This is a genomic window from Roseateles sp. GW821-FHT09G03, assembly GCF_059416045.1.
The window spans coordinates 370,078-392,642 of sequence record NZ_JBWKOK010000005.1; the positions used below are offsets into that span (position 1 = coordinate 370,078).

15 protein-coding genes are annotated in these 22,565 nt (G+C 68.5%); 8 read left to right on the top strand and 7 right to left on the bottom strand.

The window, feature by feature from the left end:
- The first annotated feature begins 227 nt into the window (after positions 1-227).
- The 3 genes from AC07OZ_RS20270 to AC07OZ_RS20280 all read left to right on the top strand — a co-directional run bounded on the left by AC07OZ_RS20270 (position 228) and on the right by AC07OZ_RS20280 (position 5,716).
- Complete coding sequence (locus AC07OZ_RS20270) at positions 228-2,846, top strand: chitinase C-terminal domain-containing protein (protein WP_495468883.1); 2,619 nt, start codon at positions 228-230, stop codon at positions 2,844-2,846.
- Positions 2,847-2,900: 54 nt separating this feature from the next.
- Positions 2,901-4,943, top strand: coding sequence for a glycosyl hydrolase family 18 protein (locus tag AC07OZ_RS20275; RefSeq protein WP_495468884.1), 2,043 nt, complete (start codon positions 2,901-2,903; stop codon positions 4,941-4,943).
- Positions 4,944-5,206: 263 nt separating this feature from the next.
- The gene (locus AC07OZ_RS20280) at positions 5,207-5,716 is read left to right on the top strand and encodes a hypothetical protein (protein ID WP_495468885.1); all 510 of its coding nucleotides are present in this window, start codon (positions 5,207-5,209) and stop codon (positions 5,714-5,716) included.
- A gap of 24 nt (positions 5,717-5,740) precedes the next feature.
- On the opposite strand, the gene AC07OZ_RS20285 is transcribed toward AC07OZ_RS20280, so the two are convergent.
- The 6 genes from AC07OZ_RS20285 to AC07OZ_RS20310 all read right to left on the bottom strand — a co-directional run bounded on the left by AC07OZ_RS20285 (position 5,741) and on the right by AC07OZ_RS20310 (position 16,088).
- Positions 5,741-6,151: a VOC family protein gene (locus AC07OZ_RS20285; RefSeq protein WP_495468886.1), complete on the bottom strand. Its 411-nt coding sequence runs from the start codon at positions 6,149-6,151 to the stop codon at positions 5,741-5,743.
- A 46-nt stretch (positions 6,152-6,197) separates the two neighbouring features.
- Positions 6,198-7,400: a cation:proton antiporter gene (locus tag AC07OZ_RS20290; RefSeq protein ID WP_495468887.1), complete on the bottom strand. Its 1,203-nt coding sequence runs from the start codon at positions 7,398-7,400 to the stop codon at positions 6,198-6,200.
- A gap of 156 nt (positions 7,401-7,556) precedes the next feature.
- Positions 7,557-9,080, bottom strand: coding sequence for a 4-alpha-glucanotransferase (gene malQ, locus AC07OZ_RS20295; RefSeq protein ID WP_495468888.1), 1,524 nt, complete (start codon positions 9,078-9,080; stop codon positions 7,557-7,559).
- Positions 9,081-9,178: 98 nt separating this feature from the next.
- The gene (gene glgX, locus AC07OZ_RS20300; RefSeq protein ID WP_495468889.1) at positions 9,179-11,356 is read right to left on the bottom strand and encodes a glycogen debranching protein GlgX; all 2,178 of its coding nucleotides are present in this window, start codon (positions 11,354-11,356) and stop codon (positions 9,179-9,181) included.
- A gap of 86 nt (positions 11,357-11,442) precedes the next feature.
- Positions 11,443-13,464, bottom strand: a complete 2,022-nt coding sequence (glgB, locus tag AC07OZ_RS20305) for a 1,4-alpha-glucan-branching protein (protein ID WP_495468890.1) — start codon at positions 13,462-13,464, stop codon at positions 11,443-11,445.
- Between the two features lie 50 nt (positions 13,465-13,514).
- Positions 13,515-16,088: a glycogen/starch/alpha-glucan phosphorylase gene (locus AC07OZ_RS20310; RefSeq protein WP_495468891.1), complete on the bottom strand. Its 2,574-nt coding sequence runs from the start codon at positions 16,086-16,088 to the stop codon at positions 13,515-13,517.
- Positions 16,089-16,263: 175 nt separating this feature from the next.
- On the opposite strand from AC07OZ_RS20310, the gene AC07OZ_RS20315 reads away from it, so the two are divergent.
- The 5 genes from AC07OZ_RS20315 to AC07OZ_RS20335 all read left to right on the top strand — a co-directional run bounded on the left by AC07OZ_RS20315 (position 16,264) and on the right by AC07OZ_RS20335 (position 21,962).
- Positions 16,264-17,364, top strand: coding sequence for an ABC transporter ATP-binding protein (locus AC07OZ_RS20315; RefSeq protein ID WP_495468892.1), 1,101 nt, complete (start codon positions 16,264-16,266; stop codon positions 17,362-17,364).
- Positions 17,361-18,614 (top strand): maltose/maltodextrin ABC transporter substrate-binding protein MalE, encoded by a 1,254-nt coding sequence (malE, locus tag AC07OZ_RS20320; RefSeq protein WP_495468893.1) that lies wholly within the window; start codon positions 17,361-17,363, stop codon positions 18,612-18,614. Before AC07OZ_RS20315 ends, malE begins: the two co-directional genes overlap by 4 nt.
- On the top strand, positions 18,611-20,272 hold the full coding sequence (malF, locus tag AC07OZ_RS20325; protein WP_495468894.1) for a maltose ABC transporter permease MalF: 1,662 nt from the start codon (positions 18,611-18,613) through the stop codon (positions 20,270-20,272). Before malE ends, malF begins: the two co-directional genes overlap by 4 nt.
- A gap of 10 nt (positions 20,273-20,282) precedes the next feature.
- A complete protein-coding gene (gene malG, locus AC07OZ_RS20330; protein ID WP_495468895.1) occupies positions 20,283-21,173 on the top strand; it encodes a maltose ABC transporter permease MalG in 891 nt (296 codons plus the stop codon).
- A 162-nt stretch (positions 21,174-21,335) separates the two neighbouring features.
- Positions 21,336-21,962: a DUF7689 domain-containing protein gene (locus AC07OZ_RS20335; RefSeq protein ID WP_495468896.1), complete on the top strand. Its 627-nt coding sequence runs from the start codon at positions 21,336-21,338 to the stop codon at positions 21,960-21,962.
- Between the two features lie 136 nt (positions 21,963-22,098).
- Here the strand turns inward: AC07OZ_RS20335 and AC07OZ_RS20340 are convergent, their stop codons facing one another.
- Positions 22,099-22,461 carry a helix-turn-helix transcriptional regulator gene (locus AC07OZ_RS20340; RefSeq protein ID WP_495468897.1) on the bottom strand — a complete coding sequence of 121 codons (363 nt, stop codon included), beginning with the start codon at positions 22,459-22,461 and terminating at the stop codon, positions 22,099-22,101.
- Positions 22,462-22,565: the final 104 nt, after the last annotated feature.

Here is a 22,565-nt window from a genome sequence, read left to right on the forward strand (position 1 = left end):
GCGCCGCTGATCCGCCCCGCTGCCCCCGAGTGGCCGGCCTGACGACCGTCTGAGTCCGGTCCCGGCGGCCGAGCCCGAGCGGCCGCCGCCTTCGCCGGTTGAACCGACCGGCGCTTTTTCTTCCCGAGCGCGACCGTTCCCGCCGCGCTGCTTCCGCAGTCGCCCGGCGCGGCGGCGCTCATCCCGCAGTTTCCGAAGACAACGACAACACGTTCAGGAGCCCCCCGATGAGACATCGTCCCTGTGCCCATCCCCACCCGATGCTGCCGTGGCTGATGCCGATGGTGCTGGCCTTCGCCGGCAGCTCGGCGATGGCCTACGACTGCACCGGCGTCGCCGACTGGAACGCCGCCACCGCGTACAGCGGCAACGCGATCGTCAAGCAGACCAATACCGCCTACCAGGCGAAGTGGTGGACGCAGAACAACCCGCCGGCGACGAACTCCGGGCAATGGGACGTGTGGAAGGTGCTGGGCGCCTGCGACGGCGGGGGCGGTGGCACGAACAAGCCGCCGACCGTGGCGCTGAGCGCGCCGACGGCGGGCGCCTCGCCCACCGCGGGCGACACGGTGACGCTGGCCGCGACCGCCGCGGACAGCGACGGCACCGTGGCCAAGGTCGGCTTCTACGTCAACGGCGCGCTGGTCGCCGAGGACACCACCGCGCCGTTCAGCGTCAGCTGGACCGCGCGCGCCGGCGTCGCCGACATCACCGCCCGCGCCACCGACGACAAGGGCGCGACGACCGACACCGCCGCGCTGCGCATCACCGTGCAGGGCCAGGTCACCGGCGACGAGCGCTGCCGCCCTGAGGGCCTGACGACCACCGCCGGCACCGCGCCCGCCTACTGCAAGGTTTACGACGACCAGGGCCGCGAGAAGATGGGCGCCGACAAGCCGCGCCGCATCATCGGCTACTTCACGAGCTGGCGCACCGGCAAGACCGGCCAGCCCGCGTTCCTCGCGCACCAGATCCCGTGGGGTCAGGTCACGCACATCAACTATGCGTTCGCGCATGTGGACGCGGCCAACAAGCTCTCGGTCGGCAACACCGCCGACGCGGCCAACCCCGCCACCGGCCTCACCTGGCCCGGCATCGCGGGCGCGGAGATGGACCCGGCCTACGCCTACAAGGGCCACTTCAACCTGCTCAACAAGTTCAAGAAGCAGTACCCCAACGTCAAGACGCTGATCTCGGTCGGCGGCTGGGCCGAGACCGGCGGCTTCTACACGATGACGACCAACGCGGACGGCTCGACCAACACGGCCGGCATCAACGCGTTCGCGGATTCGGCGGTGGCCTTCCTGCGGCAGTACGGGTTCGACGGCGTCGACATCGACTACGAGTACCCGACCAGCATGAACAACGCCGGCAACCCGGTGGACTTCGCCATCAGCAACGCCCGCCGCGGCGCGCTGATGAAGAACTACGTCGTGCTGATGCGCACGCTGCGCGCGAAGCTGGACACAGCCAGCCAGTCCGACGCCCGCCATTACATGCTCACCATCGCGGCGCCCTCCTCCGCCTACCTGCTGCGCGGGATGGAAGCCTTCCAGGTCACGCAGTACCTGGACTACGTGAACATCATGAGCTACGACCTGCACGGCGCGTGGAACCAGTTCGTCGGCCCGAACGCGGCGCTGTACGACGACGGCAAGGACGCCGAGCTCACCGCGTGGAGCTACTACACCGCCACGCAGTACGCGCGCATCGGCTACCTCAACACCGACTGGGCGTACCACTACTTCCGCGGCGCGATGCCGGCGGGCCGCATCAACATCGGCGTGCCGTACTACACCCGCGGCTGGCAGGGCGTGACGGGCGGCACCAACGGCCTGTGGGGCCAGGCCGCGCTGCCCGACCAGAGCAAGTGCCCGGCCGGCACCGGCGGCGGCACCGTGCAGAAATGCGGCAACGGCGCGGTCGGCATCGACAACCTCTGGCACGACCTCGACGTCTCCGACAAGGAAGTGCCCGCCGGCTCCAACCCGATGTGGCACGCGATGAACCTCGCCTCGGGCCGCCCGGGCAGCTACCTCGCGGCCTACGGCCTGAATCCGGCGACCAATCCGGCCGACCAGCTGACCGGCACCTACGTCCGCAACTACGACGCGACGCTGGTCTCGCCCTGGCTGTGGAACGCACAGAAGAAGGTCTTCATCAGCACCGAGGACGAACAGTCGATCGGCGTGAAGGCGCAGTACGTGGCCGACCGCGGCATCGGCGGCGTGATGTTCTGGGAGTTCGCCGGCGACTACGCCTTCGACACCACCCGCAACGAGTACTTCATCGGCAACACGCTGACCAGCCTGCTGTTCAACAAGCTGAAGACGGCCGGCGCCTACGGCAACCGGCTGACGTCCGCGAGCCTGCCGGCGGAGACGCTGGACATCGGCTACGCGCTCGGCGGGTTCGCGCTCGGCGACAGCAACTACCCGATCACGCCCAAGCTCACGCTGACCAACAACAGCACGACGACGCTGCCTGGCGGCACGGAGTTCCAGTTCGACGTCCCCACCGCGATCCCCTCGACGGTGACGGACCAGAGCGGCTTCGGACTGACGGTGATCAGCAACGGTTCCAACCCGGCGGGCAACAACATCGGCGGGCTGAAGAACGACTTCCACCGCGCCAGCTTCAAGCTGCCGTCGTGGCAAAGCCTGGCCCCCGGCGCCAGCGTGACGCTGACGATCAACTACTTCCTGCCGTCGACGATGCCCAGCAACTGGACCGTCACCGTCAACGGCCGCAGCTACGCGCTGGCGCAGGAAGCGCGCCGCGGCGCGGTGCCCGCCGCCGCGCCGGCGGCAGCAAAGACCGCCGCCAAGACTTCGGCCGCGCGATGAGCGCCGGCCTCCCGGACCTCCCCACCACCACCCTTTGACCCACAGGAGTTCGACATGAAGAGACAGATGGTCCGCCTCGGCGGAATCGCGATGGCCGCGGCAATGGCTGCCGGCACCGCCCATGCCTACGACTGCACCAACGTGCCCGAATGGACGGCCGCCGGCATCTACACCGGCACTTCCAACAGCTTCGCCAAGCAGGGCAACGTCGCCTACCAGGCGAAGTGGTGGACGCAGAACGAAGCGCCGTCCACCCACTCCGGCCAGTGGGACGTGTGGAAGTCGCTGGGCGCCTGCACCGGCGGCGGCACCGACACCACGCCGCCCACCGTGCCCTCGGGCCTGAGCTCCAGCGGCATCACCAGCAGCAGCATCACGTTGAGCTGGGGCGCCTCGACCGACGCCGGCAGCGGCGTCAACAACTACGAGCTGCTGCGCGGCGGCTCGCTGATCGCGTCGCCGACGGCGACCAGCTACACGGACTCCGGCCTGTCGGCGGGGACCTCCTACAGCTACCAGGTCCGCGCGAAGGACAAGGCGGGCAACGTCTCCGGCCTGAGCAGCACGCTGCTGACCAGCACCGCCAGCAACGGCACCTGCGCCGCGGCGCCGGCCACGCCCTCGGGCCTGAGCTCGCCGTCCAAGACGTCCACCAGCGTCAACCTGGCCTGGAACGCCGTCGCCGCCGGTCCGAACTGCACGGTGCAGTACCGCGTGAACCAGGGTGCGACGCAGGTCGCGCAGGGCGCGGCCACCAGCGCCAGCGTCACCAACCTGACGGCCAACACGAACTACACGTTCACGGTCTCGGCCTTCAACCAGGCCGGCTCGTCGCAGCCGTCGGCGCCGATCACGGTGAAGACCGACACGCAGACCGCCGGCGACAAGGTGCTGCTGGGCTACTTCGCGCAGTGGGGCATCTACGGCCGCAACTACCACGTGAAGAACATCGACACCAGCGGTTCCGCGGCCAACCTGACGCACATCAACTACGCGTTCGGCAACGTCCGCAACAACGTCTGCGAAGTCGGCAAGATCATCCCGAGCAACGAGTCCACCGGTGAAGGCGGCGACGCCTTCGCCGACTACGGCAAGTCCTACGGCGCCGACCTCAGCGTCGACGGCGTGGCCGACACCTGGGACCAGCCGCTGCGCGGCAGCTGGAACCAGCTGAAGAAGCTCAAGGCCAAGTACCCGAAGATCAAGGTGCTGATCTCGCTGGGCGGCTGGACCTGGTCGCGCGGCTTCTCGAGCGCGGCGCGCCCGGAGAACCGCGTCAACTTCGTCAAGAGCTGCGTGGACGCCTACATCAAGGGCAACGTGCCGGTGACGGACGGCGCGGGCGGCACGGGCGCGGCGGCCGGCGTCTTCGACGGCATCGACCTCGACTGGGAGTACCCGAACGCCTGCGGCCTGGCCTGCGGCACGGCCGAGGACCGCGCGAACTTCACCGGCCTGCTGGCCGAGTTCCGCAAGCAGCTCGACGCGGTGCGTCCGGGCCTGCTGCTGTCGATCGCGTCGGGCGCCGGCGTGGACAAGGTGCGGGCCTATGACCCGGACCAGATCCATCCGTACCTGAACTTCATCAACGTGATGACGTACGACTTCCACGGCGGCTGGGACACGATCACCGGGTTCCATTCGGCGCTGTACGCGCCGGCGAACGACCCGTCGACGGGTGACGTGAAGAAGTACAACACCAACGACGCGATGCAGGCCTTCCTGGACAAGGGCGTGCCGGCTTCGAAGCTGAACGTGGGCATCGGCTTCTACGGCCGCGGCTGGACCAACGTCCCCAACGTCAACAACGGCCTGTACCAGAGCGGCACGCCGGCCCCGGGCACCTACGAGGCGGGCAACGAGGACTACAAGGTCCTGAAGAACCTGCAGGGCTACACCAGCCGGGTCGACGACGTCAGCAAGGCGCAGTGGATCTACAACGGCTCGACCTTCTGGAGCTTCGACACGCCGGCCACGATCGCCATCAAGATGGCCTACGTGAAGTCCAAGGGCTTCGGCGGCGCGTTCTTCTGGGAGTTCTCGGGCGACGATCCGACCGCCTCGCTGTCCAAGGCGATGGGCGCCGGCCTGAAGTAAGGCCAAGGCGTCAGGCCAAGGCAACACGGCCCCTCCGGAGCGGCGCCGGCCGCTCCACTGGCGGGCCCCGGGAGGGGTCCCGGGAAGTGGCCTCAAGAGCCCCCGCACGGTCCTCCGTGCGGGGGCTCTTTTCATCCTGCTGCCCTCTGTCGTCCATCCTGCCAGCGGGTGGCAGCTACCCCCAGGATCGCGATTGAATACTGTACGCTCATCCAGTATTCTCATCCTTCCCATTCAGCAGCCGAGCCACCGAGGAACCCGTCATGCGCCGCTACGAAGTCATCCTGGAACGAGTCATGGTCCCCTATCACCAGCGCGAGCTGGCCTGCGTCATCGCCATGCAGGTGCTCGACGCCCGCCTGGGCGGTCCGGCGGGGGTGGTGGATGCGTTCAATGCCGCGAGCGCGGTGACGGGCGGCGACACGCGCTGGGCGATCCCGGAATCCGCCTCCCGGGCCGACGTCGCTGCGGTGAAGCGCTGGCGCCGCGCCACGGAGGCGGCGCTGGACGCCATCGAGCAGGGCTTCGCGCATGTGTTCGTGGGCATGTCGGCGCAGGAGATCGAGCTTGCACGCGCCGACGAGTCCCTCAGCATCGTCCCGCACCTGATGGAGGTGCCGGCCCGCCTGCTGTCCGAGGCCCGCGTCGGCCTGCCCTGGTCGGCGACGGCCGCGGTGGTCGTCAGCGCCGCGGCCCAGGCCGCGATGGTGCCGCCGGCCGCGATGCTGTCGCACATGCCGACCCTGGCGCACGCGGCGATGCTGGCGCATTGAGCCGCCACGGGCGACTGCCCTGCGTCATGAGCGCTGCGAAGGGTCGGCCAGTTCCGAGATCTCGATGAGATTGAGGTCCGGGTCGCGCACGTAGACCGAGCGGATCTTCCCCGTCGCGCCGGTGCGCATCACTGGCCCTTCGACGATGGGCACCTGCAGCGCGTCCAGGCGTTCGATCACCTGATCCAGCGGGATCGCCGCGATGAAGCAGAGGTCCAGTGCGCCGGGCACCGGCGTGTGCGCCTTGGGCTCGAACTCCCGGCCCTTCACATGCAGGTTGATCTTCTGCTGGCCGAAGAGGAAGGCCTGGCGCGTGACCGGCGGCGTGCCGCCGACGAAGCTCTCCAGGCGCATGCCCAGCACCTCGGTGTAGAAGCGGATGCACGCCGCCTCATCGGCGGTGGTCAGGACCAGGTGGTCGAGGTGATCGATCAAGGCAGCTCCCGTCAGTCGACAACTGGCGCGATTCTGCCTGCCTCCCTCAACTGGCGCGGAACACCAGTTCCTTGATCCGCGCCAGGCGCGGCGCCACCACCGGCACCGTCAGCATCGTCGAGCCCACCGCCATCAGCAGCAGCGCGGTGAAGGTCTCGCTGGTGATGATCTGTTTGTCCAGCAGCACGTTGGCGAAGATGATCATGATCAGCGCCTTGGTCTGCAGCAGCCAGCCGATGATGCCGGCCTCGCCGGGCGCCCACCGCAGGATGCGGCCCGCCAGATGCGTGCCCAGCAGCTTGCCGCTGACCGACGCCGCCAGCAGCAGCCCCGCCGCCGCGAACACCGCGCCCCCCTCCAGCCCCCACTGCGTGCGCAGGCCCGTGCTGAGGAAGAAGACCGGCATGATCACCAGCAGCACGTGGTGGCGCAGCGCGTCCATCTGCTCTTGGTCGAACCACTCGGCGTCCATCACGACGCCGGCCAGGAACGCGCCGACCATGTAGTGCAGCCCCGACCAGTCCGCGCCGAACGCGATGACCGCCAGCCAGATCAGGCCCACGTACCAGCGGTCCCGCGCCGGGATCGCGCGCATCAGCCGCCGGAACAGCACCGTCGCCACGGCGAACGCGGCCAGGAACATCACCTGCTTGCCGACCCGCGACCAGTCCATCAGGATGATCGCCAGCACGGCCCAGATGAGGATGTCGTCCAGGCTGGCGTAGCGCAGGATGCGCTGGCCGATCGGCTGGCGCAGGATCTCGAGCTTTTCCATCAGCAGGATCAAGATGGGCAGCGCCGTCACCGCGCAGGCCATGCCGACACCGACGACGAACTGCCAGGTGTGCGCCTTCGGGCCCATCCATTGCGTGCCCATGCCGAGGAGCACCACCGCCGCGAGCGAGCCGAACACCATCGGCACGCCGAGGGCGAGTCCCGCCGTGATGCCGCTCTCGACGCGATGCGCCCAGGCCTTCTTCAAGTCGAGCTCGATGCCGGCGATCCACACAAAGATCATGACCGCCCACCAGGCCACGCCGTTGAGCGACTGCACGACCGAGGGGTTGAAGACGAACTGGTAGTACTCGGGGAAGGCCCGGCCCAGCACGCCGGGACCGAGCAGGATGCCCGTGATGATCTGCACCACGACCAGCGGGGCGAAGTAGTCCGTGCCCCCCAGCCGCCACACCAGGTAGGGGACGGTGAAGATGATCGCCATGGCGATCAGGAAGATCTCGGTCGTGCTCATCGGCGGCTCCTCTGCGCTGTCCGCCGCCCGGTGCACTCACGCGCCCGGCCGGTCGATGACAACGTTGTCTCTCGGGATTCTCATTGTGGGGGGCAAGCCCCCACAACCACCGCCCTCGCTTTCCCTATGGTTTTATGAAAGCGGTTTCAACCGATTTCACTGCGGCAGTCCGGCGCCGGCAATAGGGGCTCTCCCGCTGGTCGCGGCGATCAGGCCGAGCACGTGGCCCGGTTCGGCGCCGACCATGTCCCAGGTGAAGCGCCATTCCCAGTTCCCGCCGAGGACGCCGGGGATGTTCATGCGGTGTTCGCTGCCCAGGCCGAGCACGTCCTGCAGCGGGTAGACCGCCACGTTGGCCACCGAGTTCGCGCAGGCGCGGATCATGGCCCAGTGGATGTCGTCGTCGCCGCAGGCCAGGTAGGACGCGGCGTAGGCGCGCTCGTGGGCGCTGGCCTGGTGCCACCAGCCGCGCACGGTGTCGTTGTCGTGCGTGCCGGTGTAGCAGACGGCCGCGCGCGGCCAGTTGTGCGGCAGGAACTCGTGCCCGCCGTCGCCGCCGAAGCCGAACTGCAGGATCTTCATGCCCGGGTAGTTCAGAGCGTTGCGCAATTCATGGACGTCGGGCGTGATGAAGCCCAGGTCCTCGGCGACGATGGGCAGCGTGCCCAGCGACTTGGCGATCGCGTCGAACAGCGCCTTGCCCGGGCCCGTCTTCCAGACGCCGCGCGTGGCGTCGGGGCTGTCGGCGGGGATCTCGTAGTAGGCCGCGAAGCCGCGGAAGTGGTCGATGCGGAAGACGTCCGCGGAACTCAGCATCCGCTTCACGCGCGCGGTCCACCAGGCGAAGTGCTCGTGGGCCATCTTGTCCCAGCGGTACATCGGGTTGCCCCAGCGCTGGCCGGTGGCCGCCATCGCGTCCGGCGGCACGCCGGCGACGACGGTGGTCTGGAAGTGCTCGTCGAACTCGTACAGGTCGGGACGGGCCCAGCAATCGGCGCTGTCGTGCGCGACGAAGATCGGCAGGTCGCCCATGATGTGGACGCCGCGCGCGTTCGCATAGGTCTTCAGCGCGCCGACCTGAACGTCGAAGCTCCATTGCACGAACTGCCAGAAGCCGACCTCGTCGGCGTACTGCTCGCGAGCGGCGACCAGCGCACGGGGCTCGCGAGCGGCGAGGTCACGCGGCCACTCCCACCACGCCTGGCCGTTGCGCGACGAACGGACCGCCATGAACAGCGCGTAGTCCGGCAGCCAGTCCCGTTGCGACTCGCACCAGAGCTCGTAGCTCGCGCGATCCGCCGCCGAGGCCTTCGCGAAGAAGCCGGCCGCGGCGGCGCGCAGCTGCTGCTCGCGCCACGGGAGGACCTTCGCGTATTCGACGCGCTTCGCATCGAAGCCGCCGTCCGGCAACACCGGCGCGGCGAGCCAGCCCTTCTCCACCAGCGGCTCGAACGCCACCATCCACGGATTGCCGGCGAAGGCCGACACGCCTTGATAGGGGCTCTCGCCGGGGCCGATCGGCGTGCTCGGCAGCCATTGCCAGATGGCCTGGCCGGCCGACTGCAGCCAGTCGACGAAGTGGAAGGCCTCGGGGCCGAAATCGCCGGCGCCGTTGGGGCCGGGCAGCGAGGTGATGTGCAGCAGCACGCCGGACTGGCGCTTGTTCAGATCGATCGTCATGGTGTCGCTCGAGGGGGGTCGATGAGGTCGAAGATTCGGGGGAATCGAGGAAGGGGTGGATCCGGGAATGGCGTGATTCTGGCGGGTGGCCGGGACGCTCAGGCGCCGGCCGCCGGTTCCGCACGCCACAGCAGCAGGCTACGCGCGGGCGCGGCGATCTCCGCCTCGAGCGGCAGCGCTTCGGCGAGCGCGCCGCTGCTGTCGAGCAGCAGCCGCCACGCCGGAGCGCCCTCCCCCGTGGCAGGCAACACGAAGCGTGCCGCCCGGGCGTCGGGATTGACGAGCAGCAGCAGGCGCTCCTGCGCGTGACTCAACAGCGCGCCCAAGGCGGATGACCGGTCGTCGTGCCAGTCGTGCTCGCGCATCTCGTGACCATCGGGATGGAACCAGCGCAGCGTGGTCGTGCCGTGCGCCGATCCGTGTTCAGGAGCACATCCTGGCGCGGCGAACCACTGCGCATGACGCAGCAGCGGATGCGCGCGTCGCAGCCGCGCCAGTTCGGCGGTGAACGCGATCAGCGCCTCGTCGGCGCTCGGCCAATCGAGCCAGCCGATCTCGTTGTCCTGGCAGTACGCGTTGTTGTTGCCGCCCTGGCCGTTGCCGAACTCATCGCCCGAGTACAGCATCGGCGTGCCCTGCGACAGCAGCAGCGTCGCGAGCATCGCGCGGCGGGCGCGCTCGCGGGCCTCGCGGATGGCGGGATCGTCGGTCGGTCCTTCGACACCGAAGTTGCCGCACAGCTCGCCGTCGCGGCCGTCGCGGTTGTCTTCGCCGTTGGCTTCGTTGTGCTTGCGGCTGAAGCTGACCAGGTCGTTCAGCGTGTAGCCGTCGTGCACCGCCAGGAAGTTGATCGAGGCGAGCGGGGAGCGCTGACCACGCTCGTCGCAAGGCCCATGCGGATGGAAGACATCGCTCGACGCGCTGAAGCGCCGCGCGAACTCCCCGCGGGTGATCGTCTTGCCGTCCGGCCCGTGACCGAGCCAGAAGCCGCGCGCCGCGTCGCGGAACTTGTCGTTCCACTCCATGAAGCGGCCCGGGAAGCGCCCGAGCTGATAGCCGTCCGGGCCGGCATCCCAGGGCTCGGCGATCAGATGGACCTGCGACAGCAGCGGATCCTGGCGCAGCGCCGTGTAGAACGCCGCCTGCGGATCGTGCCCCGCCGCCGTGCGCCCGAGCACCGGCGCGAGGTCGAAGCGGAAACCGTCGACGCCCATCTCGCCCACCCAGAAGCGCAGCGAGTCCAGCACCAGCTGCGCAACGCGAGGATGCGCGACGTTGACGGTGTTGCCGCAGGCAGTGAGGTTCTCCATCCGCGAGGGATCGTCGGCCTGCAGCCGGTAGTAGCTCTTCTGGTCCAGGCCGCGCAGCGACAGTGTCGGGCCCCACTCGTTGCCTTCGGGCGTGTGGTTGTAGACGACGTCGAGCACCACCTCGAGCCCCGCCTCGTGCAGCGCCCGGACCATCGCGCGGAACTCGGCGACGACGGCGGCCGGGTCGTGGCGCACCGCGGCGGACGCCAGCCGCGGATCGGGCGCGAAGAAGCCCAGCGTGTTGTAGCCCCAGTAGTTGCGCAGGCCGGTGCCGAAGAGATGAGGCTCGTCGGCGGCGAACTGCACCGGCAGCAGCGACAGCGTGGTCACGCCGAGCCGCTTGAAATGCGTGATCGCTGCCGGATGCGCGAGCGCGGCGTAGCTGCCGCGCAGCGCCTCCGGAATCTCCGGATGGCGCATGGAGAAGCCCTTCACGTGGACTTCGTACAGCACCACGTCCTGTGGCGCATGGCGCGGCGCGTTCGCGCGCGGACTCGGCCCCGTGAGCGGCGCGGCGATACGCGCCTTCAGCGCGGTCGCGCCGTTGTCCTGCTCGTCCAGCGCGAACGGACCGTCGGCATGTCCGAAGGGATAGCCGTGGTCCTCGGGCAGGTTGCGGAACTCGCCGACGATCTCGCGGGCGTACGGATCCAGCAGCAGCTTGCCGGCGTTGAAGCGATGCCCCTCGCGCGGCGCGTGCGGGCCGTGCGCGCGCAGGCCATAGAGCTGCCCCGGCTGCGCGCCCGGCAGGAAGCCGGTCCACACGCCGTCGACCGGGCCGTGCAGCGCGTGCCGCGCCATCTCGGTCGTGCCGGCGTCGTCGAACAGGCACACCTCGATGCGCGTCGCATGCGCCGAGAACACGGCGAAGTTGACGCCGCCATCGCGGACGGTGGCGCCCAGCGGTTCATGGCGGCCGGGCATCAGTGCCTGTCCCGCTGCCAACGAGGCGACGGGCGATGTCATCTGCGAATCATTCGGCGATGCGGACTGATCGGAAGGAGCGCTCATTCGAAACGTCGCGGAGAGGTCGTTGAAAGGTCATCGCCGGCTCAGGCCGGCACCAGGAAGATCGTCGCCAGCGGCGGCAGCGTCAAGGTGATGGCGGGATCATCGTCCGGCGCCGGATCCAGCGCACCGATCGCGACATCGCTGCCGCCGTAGATCGCCGCATCGGTGTTCAGCACCACGCGCCAAGGTCCGCCATGCGGCATCGGCAGCCGGTAGTCGACTCGCGTGATCGGCGTGAAGTTGCTGACCGCGACGACGCCGGTGCGTTCCGTGCCCGCGCCGCCACGGCGCACCCAGGCGAAGACCGAGTGCGCGAGGTCGTCCTTCACCAGCCATTCGAAACCATCGCGCTCACCGTCGAGCCGATGCAGCGCGGGCCAGTCGCGATAGAGCCGGTTGAGGTCGCCGACGAGCCGTTGAACGCCGGCATGTCGCGGATCGTCGAGCAGGTCCCAAGGCAGCGCGCGCTCGAAATTCCATTCGTCGCGCTGCGCGAACTCCTGACCCATGAACAGCAGCTTCTTGCCCGGGTGCGCCCACATGAAGCCGAAGTACGCGCGCAGGTGAGCAAAACGCTGCCAGTCCCGATGGACACCGGGATCACCGCCCTCGCCTGCGCCGCCCTCTTCTCCTTCTGCACCTTCTGCACCTTCTCCGCCTTCACCGATGTGTCCGCCCGGCATCTTGCACAGCAGCGAGCCCTTGCCATGCACCACCTCGTCGTGCGACAGCGGCAGCAGGAAGTTCTCGCTGAACGCGTAGACCAGGCCGAAGCTCATCTTCTCGTGGTGCCACGAGCGGTGGATGGGCTGCTCGCGCATGTAGCGCAGCGTGTCGTTCATCCAGCCCATGTTCCATTTGTAGTGGAAGCCCAGGCCGCCGACCGAGGTCGGCGCGGACACGAGCGGGAAGGCGGTCGACTCCTCGGCGATCGTGATCACGCCAGGCGTCTCGCGGCCGAGCACCTCGTTGAGGCGCTTGAACAGCGCGATGGCCTCGAGGTTCTCGGTGCCGCCGTGGATATTGGGGATCCACTCGCCCGGCGGGCGCGAGTAGTCGCGGTACAGCATGGACGCGACCGCGTCGACGCGCAGGCCGTCGATGCCGTAGCGCTCGGCCCAGAACAGCGCCGCGCCGCACAGGAACTGCTGGACCTGCGGCTTGCCGAAGTCGTAGATCAGCGTGTGCCAGTCGCGATGCCAGCCCTCGCGCGGGTCGGCGTATTCGTAGAGCGGTGTGCCGTCGAACTTCGCGAGGCCGTGCGGGTCCTCGGGGAAATGCGCCGGGACGAAATCGAGCAGCACGCCCAGCCCCGCCGCATGGCACGCGTCGACGAAACGATGCAGGCCGTCGGGCGCGCCCAGCCGCGCGGTCGGCGCGTGCAGGCCCAGGGTCTGGTAACCCCAGGAGCCGTCGAAAGGGAACTCGGTGATCGGCATCAGCTCCACGTGCGTGAAGCCGAGCCCGGCCACGTACGGCGGCAGCTCGCGGGCGAGGAAGTCCCAGTCCGGCAAGTTCACGCCATCGGCGACACCGGAGACACCGCTGCCGTCGCCTCTGGCGCGGTCGTTCGAGCCGGCCGCGCGCCACGACATCGCGTGCACCTCGTACACGCTGATCGGCGCATCGCGTCGGTTGAGCGCCGCACGCGCCTGCGGCAACGGATGCGGGTCGGGCAGGCCTTCGACGATGCTCGCGTTGTCCGGCCGCAGTTGCGCGCGGAACGCGTAGGGATCGGCCTTCAGCGGCAGCACGGTGCCGTCCGGGCCGGTGACCTCGTACTTGTAGAACTGACCGCGCGAGGCGCCCGGCACGAAGACTTCCCAGAGGCCGGCACCGTGCTCATCGCGGCGGCGCATCGGATGCGCCGAGCCCGACCAGCCGTTGAAGTCGCCAACGACGGCGACCCGCGAGGCATGCGGCGCCCACACCGCAAAACGTACGCCAGGCTCGCCACCGATGTCGACGGGATGCGCGCCCAGCCACAACCACGGGCGCGGATGCTCGCCCCGCGCGAGCAGCGCGAGGTCGGCATCGGGCAGCAGTGGCGTCGGGGTCTGCATCGTCGACGTGTGCGGTGCTCGTGGTCCGTTCCTGCCCGTTCGACCCGGGCTCAGCCCAGGCTCTTCACCGACCAGACGCGATCCACGTATTCCTCGATCGTGCGGTCCGACGAGAACATCCCCATGCCGGCGATGTTGAGCGCCACGCACTGGCTCCAGGCGGCCTGATCTCGGAACAGCGCATCGACGTCGGCCTGCGCGCGCAGGTAGTCGGCGAAGTCGGCCATCAGCAGGTACTGGTCCTCGCCCAGCATCTTGTCGGTCAGCGGGCGGTAGCGGCCCATGTCGCCTTGCGAGAACTCGCCCCGCGCGATCGCGTCGATGACGTCGAACAAGGCCGGGTTCTGCTCGACGACGCGGCGCGGCTCGTAGCCGGCGCGGCGGATCGCCTCGACCTGCGCGGTCTTCAGGCCGAAGGTGAACATGTTGCGCTCGCCGAAGGCCTGCGCCATCTCGATGTTCGCGCCGTCCCAGGTGCCGATCGTCAGCGCGCCGTTGAGCGCGAACTTCATGTTGCCGGTGCCCGAGGCTTCGGTGCCGGCGGTGGAGATCTGCTCGGACAGGTCGGCCGCCGGGATGATGACCTCGGCCAGCGACACGCCGTAGTTGGGCAGGAAGACCAGCTTGAGCTTGCCGCCGACGCGCGGATCGCTGTCGATGACGCGGGCGACGTCGTGCGCGAGCTGGATGATGGACTTCGCCGCGACGTAGGCCGACGCGGCCTTGCCCGCGATCACGACGGTGCGCGGCACCCAGTCCGCCGTCGGATCTGCGACGATCGCCTGGTAGCGGCTGATCACGTGCAGGAGGTTCAACAACTGCCGCTTGTATTCGTGGATGCGCTTGATCTGGACGTCGAAGAGGCTGTCGACGTTCACCGTCACGCCGAGCTCGCGCTGGATGCGCTCGGCCAGACGCTGCTTGTTCTCGCGCTTGACGGCCCGCAGCTGCTCGCCGAGACCCGCGTCGGCGGCCAGCGGACGCAGCTGCTCCAGTGCGTCCAGGCGCTGGCGCCAGCCGGTGCCGATGCGGCTGTCCAGCAGCGCCGACAGGCCTGGATTCGCCTGCTGCAGCCAGCGGCGCGGCGTCACGCCGTTGGTGACGTTGTGGAAGCGGCACGGGAAGATCCGCGCGTAGTCCGCGAAGATGGTCTTCACCATCAGCTCCGAATGCAGCGCCGCCACGCCGTTGACGCGGTGCGACGACACGATGCTCAGCGCGGCCATGCGCACGCGGCGCTCCCCCCATTGGCCTGCGCCGTGGCCCTCGTCGATCAGCGACACGCGGCGCAGCAGGTCGACGTCGCCGGGGAAGCGCAGCTTCACGTCCTCGAGGAAGCGGTGGTTGATCTCGTAGACGATCTCGAGGTGGCGCGGCAGCAGTTGCTCGAACAGGCGCACCGGCCAGGTCTCCAGCGCCTCCGGCATCAGCGTGTGGTTGGTGTAGCTGACCGCCTCGCGCGTGATCGTCCAGGCCTGATCCCAGCCCAGGCCGTGTTCGTCGACCAGCAGGCGCATCAGCTCCGCCGGCGCGAGGGCCGGATGCGTGTCGTTCAGGTGGATCGCATTGGCGCGGCCCAGGCCGTCGAGCGAGCCCGCCTCGCGCAGGTGGCGCGCGATCAGGTCCTGCAGCGAGGCGCTGACCAGGAAGGCCTCCTGCTTCAATCGCAGCCGGCGGCCGGACTCGGTGCTGTCGTCGGGATAGAGCACCCAGTTGAGCGCGTCCGCCGCGACGCGATGCGCGGCGGCGCCGTGATGATCGCCGCGGCAGAAGGCGGCGAAGTCAATCGGCGCCGCGGCCTGCGCATGCCACTGGCGCAGCGTCGAGACGCGCTCGCTGTGGTGCGCCGGGACGATGAAGTCGTAGGCCTGGGCGATCAGGTGCTCGGTCGGCCACCAGTGCCGCACGCCGCGATCGTCGACCTCCACGTGGCCGCCGAAGCCCACCGGATAGCGGAGCTCGGGGCGCGGCACCTCCCACGGGTTGCCCAGCGCCATCCAGTCGTCGGGCGCCTCGACCTGACGGCCGTTCTGGATGCCCTGCGCGAACATGCCGTATTGATACCGCAGCCCATAGCCGAAGGACGGCAGGCCCAGCTCCGCGAACGAATCCAGAAAGCAGGCCGCCAATCGACCCAGGCCGCCGTTGCCGAGCGCCGCATCGTTCTCGCGCTCCAGCACGTCAGGCAAGGACTGGCCCTCCGCGGCCTCCGCCTCGAAGGCGGCGCGCAGCGGCTCGTCCAGCTTCAGCGCGGCGAGCGCGTTGCCCAACGCGCGGCCCATCAGGAATTCCATCGACAGGTAATGCACCCGGCGCACCTCGGCCGTCGCGCCGCGGGCGGCGTCGGCGGCCTGCGTCGCGGTCCAGCGCTGGGCCAGCAGGTCGCGGCACGCGCCGGCGGCCGCGCGCATGATCGCGTGCAGGTCGGCGCCCGCGGTCGCCCGGGCGCCCAGGACCGCCGCGGTCACCGCGTCGGCGTCGGCAGGGCCGACGGGGACGGGACCGGACGCACCGGAAGCACCCGAAGCACCGGACTGAGGGCCAGCCTGCGGGCCGGACTGGAGGCGTTCACGTTGCAGCGCCTGCTGGAAGGCGGCGACGCGGTCGAGGGAGGCGGTCGTCATGAAGCGAAGTATCCATCAAGCCCTCGAAAATCATGTAGTTTCACTACATCGGGTAATCCCGAATCTGACTGCAAGTCTTTGATTCAACGAGATTCACTGCATTCTGATCGGGTGTAGCCGCGTTGTGGATCGTCCACCTGACATGTATATTCTCTACAAACAAGGAGACACCCCCGTGGCGGATGTGAAGCTGCAAGCCGTGGCCAAGGCCTATGGCGAGACCAAGATCCTGCATGACATCGACCTGGAGATCCGCGACGGCGAATTCATGGTCTTCGTGGGGCCGTCCGGCTGCGGCAAGTCGACGCTGCTGCGCACGATCGCGGGCCTGGAGGACATCACCGGCGGCGAGCTGCGCATCGGCGGCCGGCTGGTCAACGACGTGCCGCCGGCCGAGCGCGGCATCGCCATGGTGTTCCAGAGCTATGCGCTCTACCCCCACATGAACCTGTACGACAACATGGCGTTCGGGTTGAAGCTGGCGAAAGTGCCCAAGGACGAGATCGACCGCTCCGTGCGCTACGCCGCGCGCATCCTGCACATCGAGCACCTGCTGGAGCGCAAGCCCAAGGACCTGTCCGGCGGCCAGCGCCAGCGCGTGGCGATCGGCCGTGCGATCGTGCGCAAGCCCGAGGTCTTCCTCTTCGACGAGCCGCTGTCCAACCTCGACGCCGCGCTGCGCGTGCGCATGCGCTACGAGTTCGCGAAGCTGCACGAGGACCTCAAGACCACGATGGTCTACGTCACCCACGACCAGGTCGAGGCGATGACGCTGGCGGACCGCATCGTGGTGCTGAGCGCCGGCACCATCGAGCAGGTCGGCACGCCGCTGGAGCTCTACGAGCATCCGGACAACCTCTTCGTCGCCGGCTTCATCGGCAGCCCGAAGATGAACTTCATCGAGGCCGAGGTGGTCACCGCCGGCGCCGATCACGCGACGGTGCGACTCGGCGACGGCGCGATGATCCGCACCCGCGTCGAGGCGTCGCGTGCGAAGTCCGGCGACAAGGTCACGCTGGGCCTGCGTCCGGAGCACTTCGAGGTCGGCGGCGACGCCAACCTGATCGCCAGCACCGTCACCTTCGTCGAGTCGCTGGGCGGCGTGACGCACGCGTACTGCGCCTACCCCGGCGTCGAGGACGCGCTGACCTGCGAGTTCGACGGCAGGACGCGCGTGCGCGCCGGCGACACGCTGCAGCTGCACCTGCCCCCGGACCTCTGCTATCTCTTCGACGGCCAGGGCCTGGCATTCAAGCGGCTCGGAGCGCCGGCATGACGGGACGCTTCACGCCGTCGCATCCCCGCGCGACCTCGGGGGATGCGATGCGCCCGGCGCTGGCGCGCGGCGCGCTCGTCGCCATGGCAGCCGTCGCGCTGCTCGGCGGCTGCGAGAAGGTCGCGGCGCAGACGCCGCCCAAGCTGCTCGTCTGGATCAACGGCGACAAGGCCTACAACGGGCTGCAGAAGGTCGGCGACGCGTTCGAGCGCGCGTCCGGCGTGAAGGTCGTCGTCGAGCATCCGGTCGACGCGCCCGAGAAATACACGCAGGCCGCCGGCGCCGGCAAGGGACCGGACGTCTTCTGCTGGCCGCACGACCGCGTGGGCGAGTGGGCCAAGGCCGGACTGCTGACGCCGGTCCAGCCGCGCAAGACGCTCTACGACGAGGTCGAGCCCGCCGCGTGGCAGGCCTTCCGCTACCAGGGCCGCCTCTGGGGCTACCCGATCGCGATCGAGACGACGGGCCTGATCTACAACAAGGCGCTGGTGGCCAAGCCGCCCGCGACCTGGGACGCGCTGATCGCCGTCGACAAGGAGCTGCGCCAGCGCGGCAAGCACGCGATCCTGTGGGACTACAACAAGAGCTTCTTCACCTGGCCGATGTTCGCGGGCGCCGGCGGCGTGATCTTCGAGCGTGACGCGCAGGGCGACTTCGACGCGCGGCAGGTCCAGGTCAACAACGACGGCGCGCTGGCCGCGGGCCGGATGCTGGCGCGTTTGATCACCGAAGGCGTGATGCCGCGCGGCGCGCGTTATTCCGAGATGGAATCGGGCTTCGCGCGCGGCGAGGTCGCGATGATGATCTCCGGCCCCTGGGCCTGGGAGAACGCGCGCAAGGCCGGCATCGACATCGGCGTGGCGCCCATTCCCGCCGTGGTGGCGGGCAAGCCGTCCAAGCCCTTCGTCGGGGTGCTGGGCTGCATGATCTCGGCGCCGTCGAAGAACAAGGACCTCGCGCGCGAGTTCATCGAGCATCACCTGATGCGGCCCGCTTCGCTGCAGGTGCTCGACGCCGACGTGCCCATCGGCGTGCCGGCCAACAAGGCCTTCTACCAGCAGCTGTCGGTGAACCCGCTGATCCGCGCCAGCATGGAGAACGCCCGCGCCGGCGAGGCCATTCCCAACATCCCCGAGGTGGGCCGTTTCTGGACCGCGATGGACGCGGCACTGGAGGCGATCACCAACGGCCTGCAAAGCCCCAAGGACGCGCTGGACGGCGCGTCGGGCCGGATGCTGCTGAAGCAATGAACGCCACCACCGCATCGACCTCGACGCTGGCCGCCACCTTGTCCGGCTCGCCGCTGTCCGAGGCCTACACGCGCCAGCCGCCCGGCGCGCTGGACCGGATCACCAAGGCGCTCTACTGGCCGACGATGGCCGTGATCGCGCTGGCGGCGCTCTACCTCGTCTTCATGCTGTACGCCGCGGGGCTGACGAGCTGGGCGCTCGGCGTGCTGCTGCTCTTCGGCACCGGCTTTGCGGTCTACCTGTCCAAGGCCGGTTTCGCCTACCGCTACCTCTTCCCCGGCGTGGCCGGGATGCTGCTGTTCATCGCGTTCCCGCTCGCGTACACGACGCAGATCGGCTTCACCAACTATTCGTCGGCCCACCTGCTGAGCCAGGAACGCGTGCGCGAGTTCCTGCTCGACCAGCACGACACGGTGCTCGAGGACGTGCGCGACTACAGCGTGCACGGCGTCGGCAACGATTTCCGCGTCGTGCTGCGCGATCCCGCGAGCGGCGCGGCGCAGTTCGTCTCGCCGCCGCTGGCGCTGCGCCAGGGCGACAAGCCGCTGGACGTGACGATGCAGCCGGCCGGACCGTCCGATGCGACGCTGGGCACGGCGCTGACGCTCAAGGAACTCGTGGCCCATCGACAGGCCCTCGCGCAACTGCGTCTGCGGTTGCCGGGCGAAGGTGGCGGCACCGCGGCCACCGGCGGCACGGGCGACGCCTCGCTGCACTACCTCGGTCTGCGCGAGTTCGGCCCGATCAAGCCGCACTTCGAGGAGCAGTCCGATGGCACGCTGAAGCGCGTCGCCGACGGCGCCCTCTTCCGTCCCGACGCGGCCACCGGCTACTACGAAGGCCAGGGCACGGCGGCGGGCACGCACCTCGCGCCGGGCTACAAGGTCATGGTCGGTGCGCAGAACTACAAGCGCATGCTGTTCGACGCGGAGTTCCGCGGCCCCTTCCTGTCGATCTTCGGCTGGACGGTGACGTTCTCGCTGCTGACGGTGCTCTTCGCGACGGCGATCGGCATGAGTCTGGCGGTGCTGCTGAACTGGGAGGACCTGCGCTACCGCACGGCCTACCGCACGCTGCTGTTCCTGCCCTACGCGGTGCCGGGCTTCATCTCGATCCTCGTGTTCAAGGGCCTGTTTAACCAGAACTTCGGCGAGATCAACGCGATCCTGGATGCGCTCTTCGGCGTGCGGCCGGCGTGGTTCGCGGACCCGTCGCTGGCGCGGACCATGCTGCTGATCGTCAACGTGTGGCTGGGGTATCCGTACATCCTGATCCTGTGCACGGGGCTGCTGAAGGCGATCCCGTCGGACCTGTACGAGGCCTCGGCGCTCGCGGGCGCAGGACCGCTGACCAACTTCTTCAAGATCACGGCGCCGCTGATCATCAAGCCGCTGTCGCCGCTGCTGGTGTCGGCCTTCGCGTTCAACTTCAACAACTTCGTGCTGATCGCGCTGCTCACCGACGGACGGCCGGACTACCTGTCCACCAAGATCCCCGCCGGCCAGACCGACATCCTGGTCAGCTACACGTACCGCATCGCCTTCCGCGACTCGGGGACGGACTTCGGATTGGCCGCCGCCATCTCGACGCTGATCTTCGTGCTGGTCGCGGGGATGTCGCTCCTGAACCTGCGCCTGATGCGCAACGCCAACCGCTGAGGACCTGAGCATGGCCATCGTTCGAGGCAAACAGGCGCGCTGGCGCGTCGTCGCGGCGCACGTGCTGCTGTGGGTGTTCCTGGCGATCACGCTGTTCCCGCTGCTGGCGGTGGTGTCGATCTCGCTGCGGCCGGGCAACTTCGCCACGGGCAGCCTGATCCCGACGACGATCAGCCTGGAGCACTGGCAACTGGCGCTCGGCATTCCCTACCAGGCGGCGGATGGTTCACTGGTACAGCCGCCCTTCCCGGTGCTGACCTGGCTGTGGAACTCGATCAAGGTGGCGACGATCTCGGCGCTGCTGATCGTGGCGATCTCGACGACGGCGGCCTACGGCTTCGCGCGGCTGAGGTTCCCGTTCAAGGCCAGCATCCTCAACAGCATGCTGCTGCTGCAGATGTTCCCGGCGGTGCTGGCGCTGGTGGCGATCTACGCGATCTTCGAGACCATCGGCACCTTCGTGCCGTGGCTGGGCATCGAGACGCACGCGGGCGTGATCGTCGCCTACCTGGGCGGCGTGGCGACGCACATCTGGACGATCAAGGGCTACTTCGAGACCATCCCCGTGGAGATCGAGGAGAACGCCAAGGTCGACGGCGCGTCGCACTGGCAGGCGTTCAGGCTGGTGCTGCTGCCGATGGCCGTGCCCATCCTGATGGTCGTATTCGTGTTGGCCTTCATCGGCTGCATCATCGAGTACCCGGTGGCGTCGGTGCTGCTGCGCGAGGAGTCGAACCTCACGCTGGCGGTGGGGTCGAAGTACTTCCTGCACGACCAGCGCTTCCTGTGGGGCGACTTCGCGGCGGCGGCGGTGCTGTCAGGGCTGCCGATCACGGCGGTGTTCCTGCTGGCGCAGCGGTGGATCGTGTCGGGGCTGACGGCGGGTGGCGTGAAGGGCTGAGCCCCTTTCCGCCCCACCCCGCGCACAAGAGATCTTCCGACACGCGGCGCCTCGCGCTGCGAAGCGCGCGGCGTTCCATCCGCGGATCTTCTCCCTGTCCATGGCGAACTTTCATTTGTCAGTCGACAACTGAAGGACGACATAGGCAGCCGGGGAGATGTCGTGCCTCCGTCGACCATCCAGCGCGCTCCGCAGCAGGGCGCCCTTGCCCTTTTCGAAAGGGCCGAGTCCTTCCAGTCGTACCTGAACCAATACGCGCATGAGCCTCCCCGCCTGACACCGGGATCGTTCATGGAGAAAGCGCGCGGATCTCCCGACTTGAATTGCCACTGCTACGCGATCGGCATGGAGAGAGGATACGAATCCCCAGCGGAGCGCTTGACGAAGGGACTGTCGCGAACGGAATGTCTGCAGCGCATCACCGGATGGTTCCAGGACAGGGGCTTCGTTCCGATCGACACAGCCAACCAGCAGGAACTCACGCGCCGCGACAAGAGACACGAGAAGGTCGTCGTCTATGGGGTCACTGGCGCACAGGCGCGAGAGTTCCTGAGGGACAGAAACAGCAGGATCAGCGAAGACCTCAAGAGCACCTTGGCGGTCGCCTTCAGTCACGGCGACGATGCCCTCTATCCCACGCACTCCATCGTGCAGAACTTCGATGGCGACTGGGAATCCAAGATGGGATCCGGCCCGGTCATCCGGATCGATTCGCCCGAGCGCCTCAGCGGTGGCGTCTACGGCACGCCGTCACTGGCCTTCCAAAGACCTCGAAGGCGTTTCGGATGAACGCGTCAACGTGGGGCGCGGTACTCCGCGTGCGCTGAAAACGCAGCCGCCGTGAACTCGATGTCCGCAGCTGCAATACGAGCGCGTCGCGCCAGGGCGCGCCAGCCATCTTCCAGCGTCTCGCCTAGAGTCCCCATCATTCCTCCTCGCCCGAAGGCTTGGAGTGCGTTGCCGATTGCCGGTTGGTTCGAACACGAGACGCCGCGGGCGCCGGGCCGAGCGCCAAGTCCTGGAGACGCCGACCGACATGGTCATCCTCGGCCAGCTTGTCGAAGTCGCCCGACAGCCCCAAGGCCGCGAGCACGCGGAGATAGGTTCCCAGCGTGACGCCAGCATCACCCGCCTCCACCTTGTAGAGCGTCGTACGCGATATGCCCGCCCGAGCGGAGACCGTCGCGTTGCTGAACTTGCGCCGCAGTCGCGCGAGCTTGATCCGCTCGCCCAGACGGGCCAGCATGCCCTGCTCCTGCGGAAAGACGATGGGCGGCTTGCTTGGCATGTTCACCATTCTAGACATTTATGCCAATATTTGTCCAAAATGATGAACATTTGCACATTCCTTCCAAGGCAACACCTGACGCCAACCAATCCGATCCGTAGGTG

Excerpts from the sequence above, each read along its gene's own strand:
- AC07OZ_RS20270 (WP_495468883.1), top strand. The coding sequence starts at position 228 with ATGAGACATCGTCCCTGTGCCCATCCCCACCCGATGCTGCCGTGGCTG.
- AC07OZ_RS20275 (WP_495468884.1), top strand. The coding sequence starts at position 2,901 with ATGAAGAGACAGATGGTCCGCCTCGGCGGAATCGCGATGGCCGCGGCA.
- AC07OZ_RS20280 (WP_495468885.1), top strand. The coding sequence starts at position 5,207 with ATGCGCCGCTACGAAGTCATCCTGGAACGAGTCATGGTCCCCTATCAC.
- AC07OZ_RS20290 (WP_495468887.1), bottom strand. The coding sequence starts at position 7,400 with ATGAGCACGACCGAGATCTTCCTGATCGCCATGGCGATCATCTTCACC.
- malQ (WP_495468888.1), bottom strand. The coding sequence starts at position 9,080 with ATGACGATCGATCTGAACAAGCGCCAGTCCGGCGTGCTGCTGCACATC.
- glgX (WP_495468889.1), bottom strand. The coding sequence starts at position 11,356 with ATGACATCGCCCGTCGCCTCGTTGGCAGCGGGACAGGCACTGATGCCC.
- glgB (WP_495468890.1), bottom strand. The coding sequence starts at position 13,464 with ATGCAGACCCCGACGCCACTGCTGCCCGATGCCGACCTCGCGCTGCTC.
- AC07OZ_RS20310 (WP_495468891.1), bottom strand. The coding sequence starts at position 16,088 with ATGACGACCGCCTCCCTCGACCGCGTCGCCGCCTTCCAGCAGGCGCTG.
- malE (WP_495468893.1), top strand. The coding sequence starts at position 17,361 with ATGACGGGACGCTTCACGCCGTCGCATCCCCGCGCGACCTCGGGGGAT.
- malF (WP_495468894.1), top strand. The coding sequence starts at position 18,611 with ATGAACGCCACCACCGCATCGACCTCGACGCTGGCCGCCACCTTGTCC.
- malG (WP_495468895.1), top strand. The coding sequence starts at position 20,283 with ATGGCCATCGTTCGAGGCAAACAGGCGCGCTGGCGCGTCGTCGCGGCG.
- AC07OZ_RS20340 (WP_495468897.1), bottom strand. The coding sequence starts at position 22,461 with ATGCCAAGCAAGCCGCCCATCGTCTTTCCGCAGGAGCAGGGCATGCTG.